Raw genomic sequence first — 18,218 nt, 5'->3', positions numbered from 1 at the left:
AAGCTGCTCGGCGCCGGCCGCGCCGCGCCGGGGCGCACTGCGCTGCGCGTGAGCGGACGGGCCCCCGGGCCCGCGCGGGACTGAGGGTGCTGCGCACGTCACGGTCGGCCCCCGGGACCGCCCTGGGTCAGCGGCCGCGGAAGACCGGGGGCCGCTTCTCCAGGAACGCGGTGATCCCCTCCCGCGCATCCTGCGTCGTGAGCGCTTCGGCCGCGATCGCCCACTCGGCGCGGAAGGCTTCAGCGAACTCCTGATTGTACACCCTGCGGACCGCCTTCTTGATCCTGCGAACGGCCAGCGGTGCGTTCCGCGCCACCTGCTCCGCCAGGTCGTGCGCCGCGCCCAGCACCGCGTCCTGCGGCAGCACGTAGTTCACCAGTCCCATGCTCAGCGCCTCCGCCGCGGAGTACCGACGCCCGGTGAGCAGCATTTCCATCGCCTTCGCCCACGGCACCTGCTGGGGCACCCGCACCTGGGCCCCGCCGTAGGGGACCAATCCGAGCGTCACCTCGGGGAACCCGAAGGTCGCCTGATCGCTCGCCACCCTGATGTCCGTCCCCAGCACGAGCTCCGCCCCGCCCCCGAGGGCGTGACCGTTGACGGCGGCGATGACCGGCTTCTCGACCTCCGAGAAGATGCGCTCCTCAGGACGGTGGGCCTCGTGACGACCCCCCGGGGAGGTGCCGCTCTCGCTCCACGACGACCGCAGGTCACGTCCAGTGCAGAAAGCACGTTCTCCCGCCCCGGTGAGGACGAGGGCACGGGCCGTCTCGTCACGGTCGTACTCCCGCCCGATCTCCGTCAGCGACCGGATCATCTCGGCCGTGAGCGCGTTGTGGACCGAGGGCCGGTTCAGGGTGATGGTGACGACCGGCCCCTCCCTCTCGTAGATGATGGCCTGCTCAGTCACTGGTTCTCCTCTGAGTGGCGTCGGTGTCCGGCTCCGGGAGCGGCACGCCCCAGTCCCGGAACACTTCCTGCTGGTGCTCACCGGGGCGCGGCGGCGGCCCGAGGGGAGGCGGTGCGGAGCGTCCGAATCGTGGAGCCGAGGCCGGCAGCAGGTCGCCGCCGTCCCGCGCCGGGCCGAACACCCCGCGAGCACGCAGATGCCCGTCGCCCCGTGCCTCTGCGAGGGTCCTCACGGGTGTCACGCACGCGTCCCGGCCGGCGAAGACCTGCTCCCACTCGGTCTGTGTGCGCGCCGCGAACCTCTTCGCGAGAAGACGCCGGAGATCGGCGTGGTCCGCGGGTCCTCCCGGTCTCGGGGCGGCACGAGGCCCAGTCCCCGGCACATCTCCGCGAAAAAGCGGTCCTCCAGCGCGCCCACGGCCATGTGCCGTCCGTCCGCGGTCTCGTAGACCGTGTAGTACGGCAGCGATCCGTCCACGACGTTGCGGCCACGCCCGTCGTGCCAGAACCCGGCAGCGGCCAGCCCATGGACCATCGTGCTCAGATGGCTCACCCCGTCGACGATCGCGGCGTCGACGACGTCTCCGTGCCCGTCCCGCCTGACGCGCTGCAGGGCGGCGAGCACGCCGACCGTGAGGTAGAGCGCTCCGCCGCCGAAGTCGCCCAAGAGGTTGAGCGGCACCGTGGGCGCCCCATCGGCCGGGCCGACAGCGCTGAGGACGCCACTCAGCGCCACGTAGTTGATATCATGCCCCGCCTGCTGCGCCAGCGGGCCGCTCTGACCCCAGCCGGTCATCCGCCCGTACACCAGGGCCGGATTGGCGCCGTGACACTCCGTCGGGCCGACTCCGAGGCGCTCCGCGACCCCCGGGCGCCAGCCCTCCAGCAGGATGTCCGCGCGCTCGACCAGTGCCAGCACGGTGCCCGCGCCGCCCGCAGCCTTCAGGTCGACCTGCACCGAGCGGCGTCCCGCCGCCATGGGGTCCGCCCTGCCGAAGCCGGACAGAGACTCCAACGGGGAAGGGGTTCCCCCAGGGCGATCGATCCGCACGACGTCCGCCCCGAGCTGGGCCAGGAGCATGCCCGCGAAGGGCACCGGCCCCAGACTGCCCAGCTCGACCACCCGGACACCGTCCAGCGGCTGCCGATCATGGAGCATGGATGTCACGCTCCTTGGCCACCAAGGTGCCGGCGACGACCGCAGCCGCGCTGAGGAGCACCAGAAGCCCCAGCCTCCACGCGGAGACATCACCGCCCAGCGGGTCCTCCGCGAGCGCCCACTCCCACGGTGAGAAGTTCGCCAGGTCCTGCGCGCCGTCGATGAGGGGGACCAGCGACCTGAGGACATAGCCCCCGACGAGCACCGCGAACGGCACGGCGAAGCTGACCGCCGAGGAGGTCCCGCACGCGGCGAGCACGTACGCCAGGCAGAGGTGGAACACCGCGAACAGCACCATCACCAGCGTGATCGCGACCAAGCCGTCCCAGGAAACGTCGAGTTCGAAGAAGAGCCGTCCGAGCACCACGGAGGCAAGGACAGCCAGCGCGCTCAGCGCCACCGAGAGGACGGCGGCGGAGAGCCGCCCCAGCAGAATGGTCGGGCGAGAGATCGCGAAGGCGAACAGCATCTCGAGCCGGCCGTCGTGCTCGTCGCCACTGATGGAGGTGGACACTGCCGCGATGCCGATCGCGGCGAGCAGGACGGGGACCAGCATCGAGTACAGGTTGCCCATGAGATATCCGGAGGAGGTGGACAGGTCAGCCATGCCGAGGGACGAGGCGAGCTCGGGGGGGCAGACCCTCCGAGAAGCCCGTCAACGCGTCGGTGTCCTTCAGGGAGGACCAGGCCGCCACTGTCATCAGACCGAGCAGGAAGAGGGCCACGGCCCAGACCAGCGTTCCTCGGCGCTTCGTCAGCAACGAGTGCCGGGTGAGCTCGACGTACGCAAGGGACATGACGGATGCCTCCTCTAGGCGGTCTCGACGGACGGGGCGGCCCTGTCCTCCGCGGAGTAGTAACCCTTGAAAGCCTCACTCAGATTGGGTTCAGGCGCCAGGATGCTGTCCACCGGAAGGTGCGCGAGTTCCCGGAGGAGTGGCTGCACCGGGCCGCTCCACACGATGTCGATGACTTCGCTGGACCTGAGTTCGACCGACCGCAGCCCGGGAAGCTGACGGATTTGCTCAGGCACCGTCGCCGGGGCGTTGAGCCGGACGCGGATCTCACATTCCGACCGCTTCAGCAGGGAGGCCATGCTCCCCCGAGCGACGATCCTCCCAGACCGGATGACCGCCACGCTGTCAGCGACGGCCTCGATCTCGGACAGGATGTGCGAGGACAGCAGGACCGACTGGCCCTGGTACCGGCACTCGTTGACCAGCTTTTGGAACTCGTCCTGCAGCAGCGGGTCCAGCCCGTTCGTCGGCTCGTCGAGGATGAGCAGCTCCGGCCGACTCATGAACGCACCAACCAGGCCGACCTTCCGCTTGTTGCCGGTGGACAGGTTCCGCGTCGTCCGGCTGGGGTCCAGGCCCAGCCGTTGACAGAGCTCGTCGCGGTAAGAGGCGTCGACGTCGCGGCGCACGCGCGACCAGAATTCCAGCGTCTGCGCGACGCTGAGCTGCCCGTCCAAGTGGAGCTCAGCGGGCAGGTACGCCACCCTCCTGCGGATCGCTACGTCGTAGAACGGATCCTGGCCCAGGAGCCGGACCCCCCTTGGTCGGCTTGGTCAGACCCAGCATCATCCGGATCGTCGTCGTCTTGCCGGCCCCGTTCGGTCCGGCGTAGCCGAGCACCTGACCGGGCTGCAGTGCCAGGTCGATGCCGTCGACGGCCGTGAGCCGGCCGAAACGCTTCGTCAGCCCTTCACATTCGAGAACAGTCGTGCTCACGACAAGATCGCCTCCGCTTCCGAGGGGTGGAACCACAATTCGTTGTGCCGCACGCTGGCGTAGAGCTCGGTCCGGCCTCCTACGCCCAGCTTTCCGTAGATGGTGCTCAGATTGTTCTTCACGGTCTGTTCCGCCAAGTTGAGTTCGCGGGCGATCTCACGGTTGCTCCACCGCCGGCACAGAAGGGCCAGGATGGTCCGCTCACGCCGGGTGAGCCCCTTGACCCCGGGCGTCAGCGCCTCTGACGAGGTCTCTCCCGGCGGCTCCAGCTGCCAGGCCTGGAAGCCCTGCAGAACAGACTTGATCGCCCGGATGAGGCTCGGCAGGCACGCCGTCCGCTGCACGATGCCATCCACCACCCGAGAGGTGATGGTCGAGAGGATGACATCCGGATCAGGCTCCTCCGCGAACACGAGCGTGGACGTCTGTTCCTCCGCCTTCTTCGCGGCTCGACAGACCTCCAACCCCTCGAGGTGGTCGTGGAGATGCAGGTCGGTGAGAACGAGATCGAAGTGGTGGCGCGGAGTGAGTCCCGCGAACTCCGCCTGGGAGCTGGCCCCGGTGACCTCCCAGTTCGGCCAACACGCGGAGAGAATGGTCATGGCCCCGATCTGGGCCGTGGGGCGGGTGTCCACCACGACCGCTCTGATCGGCGCTGCGCCCGAGCAGTCCTCGTACTGGTCCTGCGACCCCCTGACAAGCGGCATGCTCTCCTCCTCCGGCTAGCGCGCCCTCTGACCCGACATCACGATTCTGGCTGGGCCCGACCGAACACGGCAGAGGGTTTACCCCCAATCTCCCTGATGGCTCGGTGGAAACAGCACCTCTCAGGCGCGCAACCGACCTATATTGCAGGCATGCGAGCGCCGTACTCGACTGATCCTCTCGTCCTCCCCCGCGACGGGCCGGCGGTCCATGGACCAGCGGCATCAGGCTTGCCCGTCGCGCTCGGCGTCGAGCACTTCGCGATGATCAGTCACTCACCGGGGGGCTTCGCGGACCAGGAGCTGGCGCATGATGCCGGGCGCCTCGCGGTGCGGCGATGAGCCACCCAGAGCGACGACCCGACGCCCGGGGAGCGGTACCGGGCCGGCTCGGCCGGGCGTTCGCGACGTCTCTCCTCTGGCGCCTGTGTCTCGCTCCGCTCGTGGTCTGCGTCATCACAGGGGGTTCGGCGTCTTCTGCGCCACGCGGTACTCCGAGCACGCCGAGCTGACGCTCGTACTCGTGCTGCTGGGCGTGCTCGTCGCGCTCGCCGCGACCGTCACCCTGGCGCGAGAAGCCATCGAGTCGCTGGGGGACCTGCACGTGGCGGTGCAGGACGCCGTGGAGCGCGGCGGGGGCCCTGTCCGCGTCTACCGGGATGACGAGGTCGGACGCCTCGCCGCAGACTTCAACGCTCTCATGGCCCGGATGGAACGGCAGCGCCAACAGGCCGTCCAGATCGCCCTGCGTGCCCAGGAGTCGGAACGGCTGCGGATCTCGCGCGAGCTGCACGACGAGGTGGGGCAGTCCCTGACCCTGGCTCTGCATCTCGTGCGCCGAGCCGGCGAGCGGTCGGGCACCACCGTGCCGGCACCGGGTATCGACGCTATCGGTGACACCGTGTCGGAGGCGCTCGGCACCGTCCGGAGCATCTCCACCCAGCTGCGCCCAGGAGCCCTCGACGATCTCGGCCTCGTCCCGGCGCTGCACGAGCTGTGCCAGCGCATCACCGAGAGCACCGGCCTGGTCATCACCACCGGCTTGCAGCGCCCGGAGGTCGTTCTGCCGGACGAGCTGCAGCTGGTCCTCTACCGGATCGCGCAGGAGGCGCTGACCAATGTCGTCCGGCACGCCGAGGCACGCACCGTGACCCTCGTGTTCCGACACCATGAGGACTACCTCACGCTGAGCATCCGCGACGACGGGACGGGACGTGCCGGACCTCCTGGGGGCGGGATGCAGGGAATGCGCGAGCGGGCCGCCATGGTCGGCGGCGAGCTCTCAGCGGTGTCGGTACCGGGCCAGGGAACCCTGGTCGATGTCAGGGTACCCGTGGAACCGGGAGGGGTCGCCCGATGAGCGCGGGGACACCACCGGTCCGGATCGTCCTGGCCGATGACCACGCGATGCTGCGGCAGGGAGTACGGCTGATGCTGGACGCCGACCCGCGGCTCCAGGTGCTGGCCGAGTGCACGACCGGCGCCGAGGCCGTTGCGGTCGTCCGCGAGCGGGAGGTGGACCTGGCGCTGCTGGATGTCTCCATGCCCGAGGTGAATGGCTTCGAGGCCACCCGTCTCATCCTGGCGGAGTCCCCACGGACCAGAGTCCTCTTCATGTCGATCCATCAGAGCGACCCCTATCTGTTCGAGGCGCTGCGCGTCGGCGCCTCCGGGTTCGTGCACAAGTCCGTGGGGGGACAAGACCTGGCCGATGCGTGCCTGGCCGCCTTCCGGGACGAGCCGGTCCTCTTCACCGGCACGGTCCGCACCCTGCTCAGGCGGCACATGCTGGCCGGTGACCACGCGGCGCTGACCGATCGCGAGCGCGAGGTTCTCGCGCTCATCGCGGACGGGCGCTCCGGCAAGGAGATCGCCGACTCGCTGTTCCTCAGTGAGAAGACCGTGGAGAATCACCGCAGCCGGATTCTCACCAAGTTGGGGCTCACGAACCGGGTCCAGCTCACCCGCTACGCGATCCGGGTCGGTCTCATCGACCCGTGACCCGGCTGCGCCTCACCCTCGGCGGGAAACCGCCCGCATCGATCTCGAGGATGGTGCCGGTCATGGTCCGGCTGCTGAGGACGAAGGACACCGCCGCACCCACCTCCTCCTCGTCGACGAACCGGGGCAGCGCCTGGTGCGCGGAATCCACGCCGGCGCGGTCGGGCGCGCCGTCGAGGCCGTCTCCCGGGAGATCGGGCCGGTGGACGCGCCGGTGCATGCCGCCGGCACGTTCCTGCCCGCCACGCGCGGAACCGGCGCGATGAGGCCTGCCCACAATCGGGCATCGTCCGACGGGGAAGACGAATCATGGTCGCGCTTCCGCGAACAAGCCTCCCGGCAAGGGCGCCGCGGTCGATCCGATCGGGTGGCGTTGCCCGATGGCACCAGGGGCGGGACCGCCCGCAGCGCCTAGGCTTGAGGCATGAGCATCGTCATCACGCCTCCGGCCATCCGCCTGTCCAAGCCCGATGCCGATCTCGTCCGCGCCCTCGCGGCCGGCGTGGCCGAGGCCGACGGCGTGGTGCCCCTCAACGAGTCGGCCAGGCTCTCGCTGACCGGCTCCGCCCCCCTGCACAGCCACTGGCTGGCCCGCGAGCCGAGTCCCGCCGGCGACGGCGGTCGCGGGCTGCTCGGCTACGCCCACTGGGACGGCCGCGAGCAGACCGTGCAGCTCGTGGTGGCCCCCGGGGCCCGCCGCCGGGGCATCGCGACCAGGCTGGCCCGGGCCGTCGTCGCCCACACCACCCTGTCGTGCGCCAGGGACGAGAACGCCCCGATCCCCGCCGACCTGAACTGGTGGGCCTTCGGCAACCGGCCGCCGGCGCAGGGCCTGGCCGCGAGCCTGGGCCTGCGCCCCGTGCGCGGTCTGCTGATCATGAGCATGGAGCCGCCCGACGGCTCCGGCCGCGACGCGCGCCTGCCCGAGGGGCTGACGCTGGACTCCTACCGGGACGGCGACCTGGACCGCCTCGTCGAGGTCAACCGCGCCGCCTTCGAGCACCACCCCGAGCAGGGCGCGATGAGCGCCGAGGACGCCCGGGCGCGCATGGGCCAGGACTGGTTCGACCCGTCCGGGCTGCTCGTCGCGCGCGACGATTCCGGCCGGCTCGTCGGCTTCCACTGGACCAAGATCGAGACCGTCGGCGGCGTACGGCGGGGCGAGGTCTACGTCATCGGCGTCCACCCCGACTGGGAACACCGGGGCGTCGGCCGTGCGCTGCTCGATGCCGGTATCCTGCACATGATGGACAAGGGCGCCCGGGCCGTCGATCTGTACGTCGAGGCCGGCAACCCCAGGGTGGTGCGCATGTACCAGTCCGCGGGCTTCCAGGTGACCTCCACGGACACCGCCTACGCCCGCGTCCCCGCCGGGCCGGACCAGGAGCAGGACAGATGAGCGGCACCAAGGACAGGACGACGACGGCCGAGCACCGTCCCGATGAGCTGCCGAGGGGCCGCTACTCCGAGCGCGAGCTGAGCTGGCTGGCCTTCAACAACCGGGTCCTCGACCTGGCACGCGACACCGGGCGCGTCCCGCTGCTGGAACGCGCCAAGTTCACGGCGATCTTCAGCTCCAACCTCGACGAGTTCTTCATGGTCCGCGTCGCCGGCCTCAAGCGCCGCATCGACGCCGGCGTGGCCATCCCCTCGGTCACCGGCATGCGTCCGCGCGAGCTCTACGATGCGATGCTCACCCGCATCCACGAACTCGTCGAGGCCCAGGCCGCGCTCTTCCAGGACGAGATCCTTCCGGCGCTCAACGCCGAGGGCATCGACCTGCTGCGCTGGGGCCAGCTCACCACCGACGAGCGCACCCGCATGGACGAGCTCTTCACCGAGCGCATCTACCCGGTGCTGACGCCGCTGGCCGTCGACCCCTCGCACCCCTTCCCGTACATCTCGGGCCTGTCGCTGAACATCGGCGTGCTGCTGCGCAACCCGGCCAGCGAGGCCCGCCAGTTCGCCCGCATCAAGGTGCCGGGCATCCTGGACCGCTTCATCCGCCTGGGGCCCACCCGCTTCGTCCCGCTCGAAGAGGTCATCATCAACCACCTGCCCGAGCTGTTCAGCGGCATGCAGGTCGCCAGCTGGTGCCTGTTCCGGGTCACCCGCAACGAGGACGTGGAGGTCGAGGAGGACGACGCCGAGAACCTGCTGTTCGCCCTGGAGAAGGAGCTGCTGCGCCGCAAGGTCGGCCGTCCCCCCGTGCGGCTGGAGGTAGAGGAGACCGTCTCGGACGAGCTGCTCGAGCTGCTCGCCGGCGAGCTGGACATCTCCGGGAAGGAGATCTTCAGGCTGCCCGCACCACTGGACCTGACCGGGCTGTTCGACCTGGCCGACGTCGACCGCGAGGACCTGAAGTACCCGAACTTCCTGCCCAAGACGCACCCCGACCTCGCCCCGGTCGAGACCTCCAGCGAGGCCGATCTGTTCAAGTCGATCAGGCGTCACGACGTGCTGCTGCACCACCCGTACGACTCCTTCGCGACGAGCGTCCAGCGCTTCGTCGAGCAGGCGGCGGCCGACCCGCAGGTACTGGCCATCAAGCAGACGCTCTACCGCACCAGCGGGGACTCCCCCATCATCGACGCCCTCATCGAGGCCGCCGAGGCCGGCAAGCAGGTGCTCGCCCTCGTCGAGATCAAGGCCCGCTTCGACGAGCAGAACAACATCGCCTGGGCCCGCAAGCTGGAGCGCCACGGCGTCCACGTCGTCTACGGCATGGTGGGCCTGAAGACCCACTGCAAGCTGATCCTGGTCGTGCGCGACGAACCCGACGGGCTGCGCCGTTATGCGCACATCGGTACCGGCAACTACAACCCGAAGACCGCCCGCCAGTACGAGGACATGGGTCTGCTCACCTGCAACCCGATCGTCACCGACGACGTCTCGCGCCTGTTCAACCACCTGTCGGGCATGACCGCCGAGACCGCCTACCGGCGCCTGCTGGTGGCCCCCAACGGCGTGCGCAGCGGCATCATCGAGTCGATCGAGCGCGAGATCGGGCACCGGGGGGCGGGCCGGGCGGCGCGCATCCGCATCAAGGTCAACTCGATCATCGACGAGCGGGTCATCGACGCCCTCTACCGGGCCTCGCAGGCCGGCGTCCAGGTCGACCTGTGGGTGCGCGGCATCTGCGGCATCAGGCCCGGCGTGCCCGGCCTGAGCGAGAACATCCGCGTCATCTCGGTGCTCGGCCGCTTCCTGGAGCACTCGCGCATCTTCTGGTTCGAGAACGGCGGGCGGCCGGCCGTGGGCATCGGCTCGGCGGACATGATGCACCGCAACCTCGACCGCCGTGTCGAGGCCATCGTCTCGATCACCAATCAGCGCCACATCGACGAGATCGGCGAGCTGTTCGACCTGGCCTTCGACGAGGGCACGGTCGCCTGGCGGCTCGACGACCGCCTGTGGACGCCCGACACGCTCGACGCCGAGGGCGACCCGAAGCTCGACATCCAGGAGCACCTCATCGCCAGGACGGCCGAGCGGCGCCTGACGACCCGGACCCCGCGCCGCACGCTGCACTTCCAGCGTCCCGGCGTCCTGCCGAGCCGATGATCGGGCCGATGGAGGGCGAGCCCCGCATCCAGGCGGCCGGCGCCGTCGTCCTGCGCGCCCGGGGCGGTCGCGTGCAGGTGCTCGTCGAGCACGTCCCCCGCCACGGCACCTGGGGCCTGCCCAAGGGCCATCAGGAGAAGGACGAGCCGCTGCCCGTGACGGCCGTGCGCGAGGTGGGCGAGGAGACCGGGGTCCGGGTGCGCCTGTCGCGCCCGCTGCCGCCACTGGACTACATGGTGGGCCCCGACCACAAGCGGGTCCACTGGTGGCTCGGCGTCGCCCTGGACGAGACGCCGGGGCCTCACGACGACGAGACCGACGAGGTCCTGTGGGTCACTGCCGGCGAGGCCGACGCGCTGCTCGCCCACGCCGACGAGCGGGCGCTGCTGGCCCGCGCCGTCGAGCTCTTCGAGCAGGGCCCGGCCGGAGTGCTCGTCCTGACCCGTCACGCCAAGGCGAGCCCGCGCAAGGCCTGGAAGGGCGACGACTGGCTGCGCCCACTGGCCCCTCGCGGCGAGCGCCAGGCCGCGAGGCTGCCGGGCCTGCTGGCCGCCTACGGCGTGAACCGCATCATCACGAGCACGTCGACGCGCTGCGCGCAGACCGTCGAGCCCTACGCCGAGACCGCCGCCCTGGCGCCGGAGCCCGTCGCCCTGCTGTCCGAGGAGACGGCGGAGGGCCGCGGCGGGCAGGTGTCCGCCCTCATGGCCGATCTGCGGCTGGCCGCCGGCTCCGATCCGGGCACGCGCGCGGTCGTGTGCGGGCACCGACCGGTGCTGCCGGCCATGCAAACCGGCCTGGGCGTCGAGGTGGCCCCCATGCACCCGGGCCAGTCGCTCGTCCTGCACGTCGGACCCGGCGGACGGGTGCTCGACGCGGAGTCGTACCCGGCCATCGGGTGAACGCCCTGCGGGGGCGGGCAGCGGGGGCGCCTGGTGGTTACGGCCCCCCGGTACGGCCCCGCCCTGATCCGCTGTGCAACAGCGCCCGTCCGACTCCGCATCCGGTGACCAGGTATCGACCGGCAGCGCGTGCTCGCCGGGGGCCGGTCGCGCTCGCCCGCGCGCCCGCCAGGGGAACGACCGCGGTCCACCAGGACCGATCCTTCGCCGCGAGCATGAGGCCTGAGCACGGCAACACCACCCGCCCCGAGATTCCCCTGAGACGGAAGGGTTTCCGCAGGGGAATGCTCCGAGCGGATCCAGTCAGGGTATTGCCGGACGGAATCGCTCACGCTTACGCTGGCAGCAGCAATGACGCTGGAGAGGAGGTGAGCACGGTGGCCGCACCTCAGTACCAAGGCACAGCATTCGCCTGCATGAGCGCTGTCCCCGTCTGCAGCACAGTCGCGTTCGGAGTGTTCCTCGCCGCATGCGCCGCCACAGCGGTTTAACCCCACTGGTGGATCATGTCAAGGTAACCAGACTCATTCAGGGGCAATGATGTTTCCCCTGCTGAACACACAAGCCATACTGCACCGGCAACCGGATGCCGGGTACTACTATCTACTGGGGAACGAGGGCGGCACCGAAAAAATCAACCGCACTGGAACTGAAGTGCTCGAGTTGTGCGACGGGCAACACACTGCAGAAGAGATCTGCTCAGTCATGGCTTCCCGATACGACGACTCCCCCGCGAAAGTCAGGCCTCTGATATTTCAGTTTCTCGTTGAATCCGCCTCGCGTGGAACCATTTCAGTGCCGCAGACCCCGACCCCTGCGACAACCCGGGTGACAGGGTCCTACACAGCATGGATCCCATTGCTGTCTTCATTCGAACTAACAACCTCATGCAATCTCTCATGCATTCATTGTTACGCATCGGCAAAACTCGGTAGAGGCTATCATCCCCCCCCCCACGGATAAAGTCATCTCAGCGATTGACTCCCTTGCTGATTCAGGATCCTTCTCGGTGATGCTCTCGGGAGGTGAACCAACAATGCATCCTGGGTCCAAGGACATCCTGGCGGCTGCCACCGACCGCATGCGAATGGTTCGCATTGCATCGATTTTGTACGCGCTCACAGAAGACGACCTTCGTACAATAATCAACAACGACACCGTGACCGTACAGACAAGTCTTGATGGACTGCCCGCGACCCATGATCGTATCAGGGGTGGTGCCTCCTCCTTCGAACGAACAGTCTCTACCATAAGAGCTCTTGCCGAACAGGATAAGATCGTCATAGTGGCCATGACCGCCAACCGCCACAACTGGTGCGAGGTGGAGGGAGTCGTTCGGCACTGCATGGCCGCTGGAGCAGCCGCCTTCCGACTCGGGTTGACATTTCCCAGCGGACGCGCCGCAAATTCTGATCTCTGTCTGTCCGCAGAAGAGATCTCCTCCCTTCAGAAGAACTGGGAGACCATTGTGAAAAAGTATTCCTCACCTACCTTTTCACTCAACAGATCAGAGGAGTCTGACGCTTACCAGGAATTTATTTCGACGCGTGGGCTGCTCAGCTCATGCGGCGCAGGACACTTGCTTGCGCACATCAGGGCAAATGGTTCAATAAATCCTTGCCCCATGTTGAACGTCAACTTGGGAAACATCTATGAACAGCCGTTCGATGCGGCTTTCTCCGGCCCACTATTCTCTGTGTTCGCAAATTCCTTGTCACCAGGTATCGACCGGTGCGCAGACTGCGGGGCCGCTCCGTTCTGTGGTAGATGCCATGCAGCGGCCGCAGCATGGGGTCGAACAGATGACCATTGTTGGTGGCGTACCAGCGAGCTGGCGAAAACGCTCGGCGATCAGGGTCGAGACGATGACACGAAGATCTGAACTGCTCTTCGGATCAGGCGCAGGCGCCGCATTCGTACTCGCCCTGCTCGTCTATTCCCAGCTGGCGCCAGACGCATTCCCTGCCGCAGCGAGCGGAATAAATTCCTCAACTGCGGTCAGCGTAGCGGAATCATTTGCCGCCGACATCGGAATCGGCAGCATCACACCGCAACGCCCCGTAACCGGGTATGATTCGCTTGCCGCGGCTTGGTTCAGTGATGTGCACAGGCCGGATCTTGCAATTTATGCCGCGGAACTACCCATTTATTATTGGCAGATAACAGACGACTCGACCAAGTGTCAGTTCAAGGTGACCCCGGCTGGTTCCGTAACAGGATTTCAATGCCCGATCGACAGTGCTCGGTCGATCTCCGGTACTGCTTTGTTGGAATGGCTTGAGGAAATCGCGGGGAAAGACGATTCCCCGGACCTTGCACAACTCGATTCCATTCTCAGCAATGGAACCGGGCAGTTCAAATGGACCAGGGCAGCAAGCAGCACAGCGGGAGTCGATCTCACGTGTGACGTGACCGCGGCGGAGGGGAGTTTTTCCATTGCCCGAACAGTAGCAGTACCAGAAAATGAGGCCAGCAACATCCGTCGGGCAGAATTCATTGGTGAGGCAACATCGACCACGGGGTTCGTGGGGACGCTCATCTTGATCATCTTGGCGATCGGCGTCCTGCTGCAGAACAAGAGAAGAAGGAATTCAAGCGCGCTCACCGCCCTGACAGTGGTATTAGCCGTCCTCGCGCTCATCGCATCAGTCAACAACTCATTCACGGGAAGTACAGTGAGTCCTCCTTCTGGAATCAGTGAAAGCTCATATCGTGCAGCTATGATGATCAGCAGTTCGTTCGCCGCCGTCCTGTTGTTCATCACTGTAAAAATGTGTGGTGAGGCCGGTGCGATCCTTCCAAGAGTTCTGCATGCTGCACAGCGCCCCCGGCCGCAGCCGTTCACGAGAACGATAGGAATCGGATATCTCGCTGCAGCGATTTGGCTGGTTCTCAGTTCCTTGTTCTACTCGAGTGGCGAACGATACGGCATCGTATCTCTCCGACTCGGCCCTCCCGACGAGTTCTCATTGGCCACGCTCATCCCTCTCGTCACTCCCGTGGCATCAGCGGCAATCGCCTCCTGCCAGGAAGAAATACTGTTCCGGTGGTTCGCACTGCGCTATTTCGCATGGAGATTTCACAGTCAGGCGATCGGCATCCTGACCACTGCGTTGATCTGGGCGCTCCTACATGCCAACTACGCTGTTCGGCCTCCTTGCACCAGAATTGTTGAGCTGTTCCCCCTCGGGCTCCTTCTCGGATGGATCGCCGTACGGTTCGGCATTCTCACGGCAATAATGACCCACTACGTGGTGGACTTCGCGACAATCGCCCTGCCCATGGCCAGGGCCGGAAGTGTCCTCATGGCCGCCCTCCTCGCGATTCTCTTGGCCCTGCCGCCAATCATATTGATCATACCACGGATACGCAATTTCTTGCCCGCAGAAGTCGATGACCGGGGAAATCCCTCACGGCAAACAGCATCTTCAACTCATACTTTGACTGGACTGACAGCGCACCGAGCTCCTCAACTCCCCCCGACCGTCTCTCCTGCTTCTGCGTCCATCGCCATTGAAACGATCGGGCTGTGCAAGAACTATGATGAATTCCGGGCCCTGAAGAATATTTCATGTGCCCTGCCCTACGGGGAGGTCTCCTGCCTCCTCGGCCCCAATGGAGCGGGCAAGACAACGCTCATGCGCATACTCGTCGGGCATGCCACGATTACCGCCGGCGAGGCGCGCCTGCATCTCGACCTCCGCGATGGGGCGTCGCCGGGCGCTCAGGTGGGCTATGTCCCGGATGATTCCATGGTCTATCCATTGCTGACGGTGGCGGAGCATCTAAGATTCGTTGAAGCCGTTTATGAACTCACACGTCTCTCGCAAACGGACGAGCACCAATTTTTGAAGAGGTTTGGACTGGACGAGCACACCAATGTTCTGGCCAGCAGGTTGTCGAAAGGGCTGAAGAAACGGCTCATATTGGCATGCGCAGTGCGACACGGCGCACAGATCTTCATTCTGGACGAGCCCTTCGACGGCCTTGATCCTGCGGGTCAAAAAATGCTGATGTCGCTCATCTTCCAACTACGAGACGCCGGTAAATGCATCCTCATATCAACGCACCGGCTTGACATCGCAGAGAAAATCAATGACCGGCTCCTCGTGCTCAGCCACGGCGAACTGACCTTCGCCGGGACGAACCGGGAGTTCATCGGGCTCGCGATCGGGACTGCTCCGAGCGACCAGACGCAGTTCGAGCGGGCATTCGTCATCACGAGCACCGAGGACCCAATGATCCGTCGCGGCTCGTGATGAGCCTGTTCAAGGTTGGAGGCCCCTGGTGCCCAAGTTCGTTCTCTTCCTGTCGGTGCGCTGGCGTGGGACGTCGAACAAGATTCGCAGAATGCTCTCCCACTGGTTCGGTTGGCTCCTGCTCGGAGGTGTGCTCGTCGTGGTACTCCGACTGTGCCAGCTCTATGTGGATGTTCCGGATCCGGTCAGCCAACCACTGATCAGCCAGCAGACGACTTTGACGGCATTGGGTTTGTTGATGATGGCCATCCCGGTTGTCTTGGGGTTTCGTTCGGTGAATCATCCTCCAGTCGTTCTTGCGGTCGGCGATCTCGCCATCATCGACTCCGGATCACTGGCTCGCCCTGCCGTCATTGCGGGATTGTTCAGTCGTGCCCTGCCGCCGGCATTGACAGCATTTCTGTCAGTACCAGTCGTGACCAGCGTCTCACCACTGATTCTGCCGGCACCGAGCACACGCGCAGGAGCATGGTTCGTCTTGTGGGAATATGGGGTGTGGACCACGACGGCGACGGTTCTGACCAGCTGCGTGGCCCACTGCATCCAGCACGGTGGAGTTTGGGCCCGAACCGGATGGGGAGCGCTCCCAACAGGACTCGCAGTGGCGATGGCCATCCATGCAGGCACCGACTACAGCGAATGGCTGCGGGCAGTCGGCGAAATCACGAACGAGCTGCTCCACGCCGTCTTCATGGCGACCACCGTGTTCACACCGCTCACGCTGAGCATGGTCGTCGTCATCACGAGGCTGGCCGGCAGGATGATGCCGACATGGGCCGCCTCGCTGTATCAAATAGCCGTTATCCTCGATCTGGCGGGCGAACATGACGCGAGCGGGGCGATGGCATTCGCACAGAAGAAAAGGACCCGAAGTGCCACGTTTCCCGCATTCCTCGCCGGAGCTGCAGCCCACCCTGTCCGGCAGTACATTGAGATGACCCGGCAACGAGCCCTGCGAGGGCTCCTGGTCCAGTACTCGATTGTTTTCAGCGCATGCTGGGCCGCAGCCCATTTCATCCCGGACCTGTGGTGGCTCGTTTTTCTCGGCCTCGGAGGGTTTGCAGCATCGGCATGCGCCCAGGACGGAGTGCTCCGCGAATCACGCTACCCATTCTCCTCTTTTGAAACCACCCGTTTCCTGGTCCTCTGCTGCTGGGCATCTTTGATCCCAGCACTACGCATGTATGGTTTCCTGGCAGTAGCACTCACCGCCGGTGCACTGGAGTTGGACCCTTCGAAGAGGGGTGTCGGTTTCGCTTTGGCAATGGGGTGCGCCCTTGGCTGGCCATTCTTCTCATCCGCGTTCTCCAGTCTCACGGCTGCCATCAGAATGCAAGAGGACCATGGGCCGGGTGAACGTCTCATGACAGGAGCCGTAACCCTCGGCGGACCAATCGCATACGGTATCGGCATGCTGCCCGGACGGTTTCTCCGCCCATCACTCTCCGCCCCAATGCCCTTTGCCGTTCTGCTGGTCGCCTCGTGGGCGGTACTCCACCTGTCCCGTTCGATCATCGCAGCACCGACCCATGTACAGCTCATCCTCTCACCCGGTGACGACGAACCGGGTCCTCTGATCCACGATCATGAATCCGATGACAGACAGGAGCAGCAATGACCATCGACGACAGCGCGAAGGCCGTTCTGAAGGATTCACGGGCCATCGCCCGCAACAGGGCCGCACAGAATGCTGACGTCATCGACGTCCTCATCGCGGCAGTTGAGGCATCTGCGAGAATCAAGCGCGCCCTGGCCACTATGGGGGTGGACTGGCAGGACTTGATCGCCGATGCGGCATCCGACAATTCACCGGGGCGCCGGCGCCTGCTGAGAAGGCCGATCGGTTTCACCCCGGAGGCCAAGGGACTGCTCCTGAGAGCATCCGCACTGGCAGCCGCTGACAGCGTGTCGGCCGTGCACATGGCCCGCGCGGCACTCGGGCAGCATGATGACCTGGTCACCGAACTGCTCGCAGCGCGCGGTATCGACGCGGAACGCCTCATCCAGGCTCTGAGCGACCGGGATCCCTGAGCCGGACAGCCGGCGGGGCCGCGACGATTCATCAGTGCTCGTCATCAGTGCTCGCGTCATCGGTGTCCTCGCGATCTTCGCCCCGGCGGTTCCGATGCGCGGGACCATCGCATAGCCTCGGCACTGGCGGGCGATCCCGCCCGCACCGACCCGAGGACCGTACCGATGAACCGTGCAGCACCGCAGGCGGCCCCGGCCCGTGCCGGGGCCGTGCTCGCCGCGCTCGTCCCGGCAACGCTCCTCGTCTTCCTGATCTGCCAGTCGGCGACCGTTCCCGCGGGATCGGTCAGCGGTCTGGGGCCGCTCCTGGCCCAGACGCTCTGCGCCGCAGTCATCGCCGTCGCCATGGCCGCTCCGCTCGGCACCGGGGCCGCGCTGTTCGTCACCCAGCTCGCGCCGCGCCGGGCGCGGCGCCCGCTGGGGGCGGTCATCGACGTCCTGGCCGCCGTCCCGGCCATCGCATACGCCCTCCTGGCGGGCGGGCTCATCGCCCCGGACGGCCCGGGGCGCGCCGGTCGTGTCCTCCTCGGCGGGCTGGTGCTGGCGGCCGTCGTCACGCCGACGATCGCCTCGCTGAGCCGTGATGTCTTCACGCAGGTGCCGGCCGGCCGGATGGAGGCCTCGCTGTCCCTCGGCGCCACGCGCTGGGAGATGGTCCGTCAGGTCGTCCTGCCCTTCTCGGCGCGCGCCCTGCTCTCGGCGACGGGCCTCGCCCTCTCACGGGCCCTGGCCGAGGCCCTCGTCCTGGTCGCGCTGCTCGACGGCTCCGGCCCCGATCAGTTGCAGCCGCTGGCCGGGGCGGCCTCGCGCTCCGACGCCTGGCACCTCGCCCGGCTCACGGGCGGGAACGGCCTCGGCGGGTTCGTCCTGGCAGCGCTCGTCATCGCGGCCGCCGATCTGGCGCTCGGCCTCGCCGCGCGGGCACTGGTCGCCCGGCTCCCGGAGGCGCGGACGCG

General features: G+C 66.8%; 20 protein-coding genes and 1 pseudogene. 12 read left to right on the top strand and 9 right to left on the bottom strand.

What is annotated here, in order from left to right:
* Nucleotides 1-127: 127 nt before the first annotated feature.
* From R2N01_RS08405 to R2N01_RS08370, 8 genes and pseudogenes are all read right to left on the bottom strand, one after another.
* Nucleotides 128-910 (bottom strand): enoyl-CoA hydratase-related protein, encoded by a 783-nt coding sequence (locus R2N01_RS08405; RefSeq protein WP_316670263.1) that lies wholly within the window; start codon nucleotides 908-910, stop codon nucleotides 128-130.
* Complete coding sequence (locus R2N01_RS08400; RefSeq protein ID WP_316670262.1) at nucleotides 903-1,292, bottom strand: CoA transferase; 390 nt, start codon at nucleotides 1,290-1,292, stop codon at nucleotides 903-905. Before R2N01_RS08400 ends, R2N01_RS08405 begins: the two co-directional genes overlap by 8 nt.
* A gap of 38 nt (nucleotides 1,293-1,330) precedes the next feature.
* Nucleotides 1,331-1,990 (bottom strand): annotated as a pseudogene (locus tag R2N01_RS08395) (CoA transferase); the annotation flags it as partial.
* Between the two features lie 67 nt (nucleotides 1,991-2,057).
* Nucleotides 2,058-2,675 (bottom strand): ABC transporter permease subunit, encoded by a 618-nt coding sequence (locus R2N01_RS08390; RefSeq protein ID WP_316670261.1) that lies wholly within the window; start codon nucleotides 2,673-2,675, stop codon nucleotides 2,058-2,060.
* Nucleotides 2,668-2,865, bottom strand: coding sequence for a hypothetical protein (locus tag R2N01_RS08385; protein WP_316670259.1), 198 nt, complete (start codon nucleotides 2,863-2,865; stop codon nucleotides 2,668-2,670). Before R2N01_RS08385 ends, R2N01_RS08390 begins: the two co-directional genes overlap by 8 nt.
* A 14-nt stretch (nucleotides 2,866-2,879) precedes the next feature.
* On the bottom strand, nucleotides 2,880-3,569 hold the full coding sequence (locus tag R2N01_RS08380; protein WP_316670258.1) for an ABC transporter ATP-binding protein: 690 nt from the start codon (nucleotides 3,567-3,569) through the stop codon (nucleotides 2,880-2,882).
* Nucleotides 3,550-3,801, bottom strand: coding sequence for an ATP-binding cassette domain-containing protein (locus tag R2N01_RS08375; protein WP_316670256.1), 252 nt, complete (start codon nucleotides 3,799-3,801; stop codon nucleotides 3,550-3,552). The genes R2N01_RS08380 and R2N01_RS08375 overlap by 20 nt, the downstream gene beginning before the upstream one ends.
* Complete coding sequence (locus tag R2N01_RS08370) at nucleotides 3,798-4,403, bottom strand: response regulator transcription factor (RefSeq protein WP_316670254.1); 606 nt, start codon at nucleotides 4,401-4,403, stop codon at nucleotides 3,798-3,800. The genes R2N01_RS08375 and R2N01_RS08370 overlap by 4 nt, the downstream gene beginning before the upstream one ends.
* Here R2N01_RS08370 and R2N01_RS08365 point away from each other — a divergent pair.
* The 3 genes from R2N01_RS08365 to R2N01_RS08355 all read left to right on the top strand — a co-directional run bounded on the left by R2N01_RS08365 (nucleotide 4,402) and on the right by R2N01_RS08355 (nucleotide 6,506).
* On the top strand, nucleotides 4,402-4,527 hold the full coding sequence (locus tag R2N01_RS08365; protein ID WP_316670252.1) for a hypothetical protein: 126 nt from the start codon (nucleotides 4,402-4,404) through the stop codon (nucleotides 4,525-4,527). The two genes, R2N01_RS08370 and R2N01_RS08365, sit on opposite strands and share 2 nt — an antisense overlap.
* A 405-nt stretch (nucleotides 4,528-4,932) precedes the next feature.
* A complete protein-coding gene (locus tag R2N01_RS08360; protein WP_316670251.1) occupies nucleotides 4,933-5,865 on the top strand; it encodes a sensor histidine kinase in 933 nt (310 codons plus the stop codon).
* On the top strand, nucleotides 5,862-6,506 hold the full coding sequence (locus tag R2N01_RS08355; protein ID WP_316670250.1) for a response regulator transcription factor: 645 nt from the start codon (nucleotides 5,862-5,864) through the stop codon (nucleotides 6,504-6,506). Before R2N01_RS08360 ends, R2N01_RS08355 begins: the two co-directional genes overlap by 4 nt.
* Here R2N01_RS08355 and R2N01_RS08350 read toward each other — a convergent pair.
* Nucleotides 6,493-6,726, bottom strand: a complete 234-nt coding sequence (locus R2N01_RS08350) for a hypothetical protein (protein WP_316670248.1) — start codon at nucleotides 6,724-6,726, stop codon at nucleotides 6,493-6,495. The two genes, R2N01_RS08355 and R2N01_RS08350, sit on opposite strands and share 14 nt — an antisense overlap.
* Before the next feature lie 204 nt (nucleotides 6,727-6,930).
* Here R2N01_RS08350 and mshD point away from each other — a divergent pair, with 204 nt between their 5' ends.
* The 9 genes from mshD to R2N01_RS08310 all read left to right on the top strand — a co-directional run.
* The gene (gene mshD / locus R2N01_RS08345; RefSeq protein WP_316670246.1) at nucleotides 6,931-7,905 is read left to right on the top strand and encodes a mycothiol synthase; all 975 of its coding nucleotides are present in this window, start codon (nucleotides 6,931-6,933) and stop codon (nucleotides 7,903-7,905) included.
* Nucleotides 7,902-10,070: an RNA degradosome polyphosphate kinase gene (locus R2N01_RS08340; protein ID WP_316670245.1), complete on the top strand. Its 2,169-nt coding sequence runs from the start codon at nucleotides 7,902-7,904 to the stop codon at nucleotides 10,068-10,070. The genes mshD and R2N01_RS08340 overlap by 4 nt, the downstream gene beginning before the upstream one ends.
* A gap of 8 nt (nucleotides 10,071-10,078) precedes the next feature.
* On the top strand, nucleotides 10,079-10,972 hold the full coding sequence (locus R2N01_RS08335) for an NUDIX domain-containing protein (RefSeq protein ID WP_316670244.1): 894 nt from the start codon (nucleotides 10,079-10,081) through the stop codon (nucleotides 10,970-10,972).
* A gap of 537 nt (nucleotides 10,973-11,509) precedes the next feature.
* Entirely contained in the window at nucleotides 11,510-11,935 is a 426-nt protein-coding gene (locus tag R2N01_RS11490) for a PqqD family peptide modification chaperone (RefSeq protein ID WP_399553264.1), read from the top strand.
* Complete coding sequence (locus R2N01_RS08330; protein ID WP_316670264.1) at nucleotides 11,865-12,854, top strand: radical SAM/SPASM domain-containing protein; 990 nt, start codon at nucleotides 11,865-11,867, stop codon at nucleotides 12,852-12,854. The genes R2N01_RS11490 and R2N01_RS08330 overlap by 71 nt, the downstream gene beginning before the upstream one ends.
* Nucleotides 12,775-15,231 carry an ATP-binding cassette domain-containing protein gene (locus R2N01_RS08325; protein ID WP_316670242.1) on the top strand — a complete coding sequence of 819 codons (2,457 nt, stop codon included), beginning with the start codon at nucleotides 12,775-12,777 and terminating at the stop codon, nucleotides 15,229-15,231. Before R2N01_RS08330 ends, R2N01_RS08325 begins: the two co-directional genes overlap by 80 nt.
* 28 nt (nucleotides 15,232-15,259) lie before the next feature.
* Nucleotides 15,260-16,849 carry a hypothetical protein gene (locus R2N01_RS08320; protein WP_316670240.1) on the top strand — a complete coding sequence of 530 codons (1,590 nt, stop codon included), beginning with the start codon at nucleotides 15,260-15,262 and terminating at the stop codon, nucleotides 16,847-16,849.
* Nucleotides 16,846-17,262, top strand: coding sequence for a hypothetical protein (locus R2N01_RS08315; RefSeq protein ID WP_316670238.1), 417 nt, complete (start codon nucleotides 16,846-16,848; stop codon nucleotides 17,260-17,262). Before R2N01_RS08320 ends, R2N01_RS08315 begins: the two co-directional genes overlap by 4 nt.
* 165 nt (nucleotides 17,263-17,427) lie before the next feature.
* A partial coding sequence (locus R2N01_RS08310; protein ID WP_316670236.1) for an ABC transporter permease subunit occupies nucleotides 17,428-18,218 on the top strand: 791 nt, incomplete at its 3' end.

This window comes from uncultured Propionibacterium sp. (assembly GCF_963539965.1).
GTDB lineage: Bacteria > Actinomycetota > Actinomycetes > Propionibacteriales > Propionibacteriaceae > Propionibacterium.
Note: the sequence above shows the minus strand (reverse complement) of the source record. Positions and strands in the feature narration are given on the sequence as shown.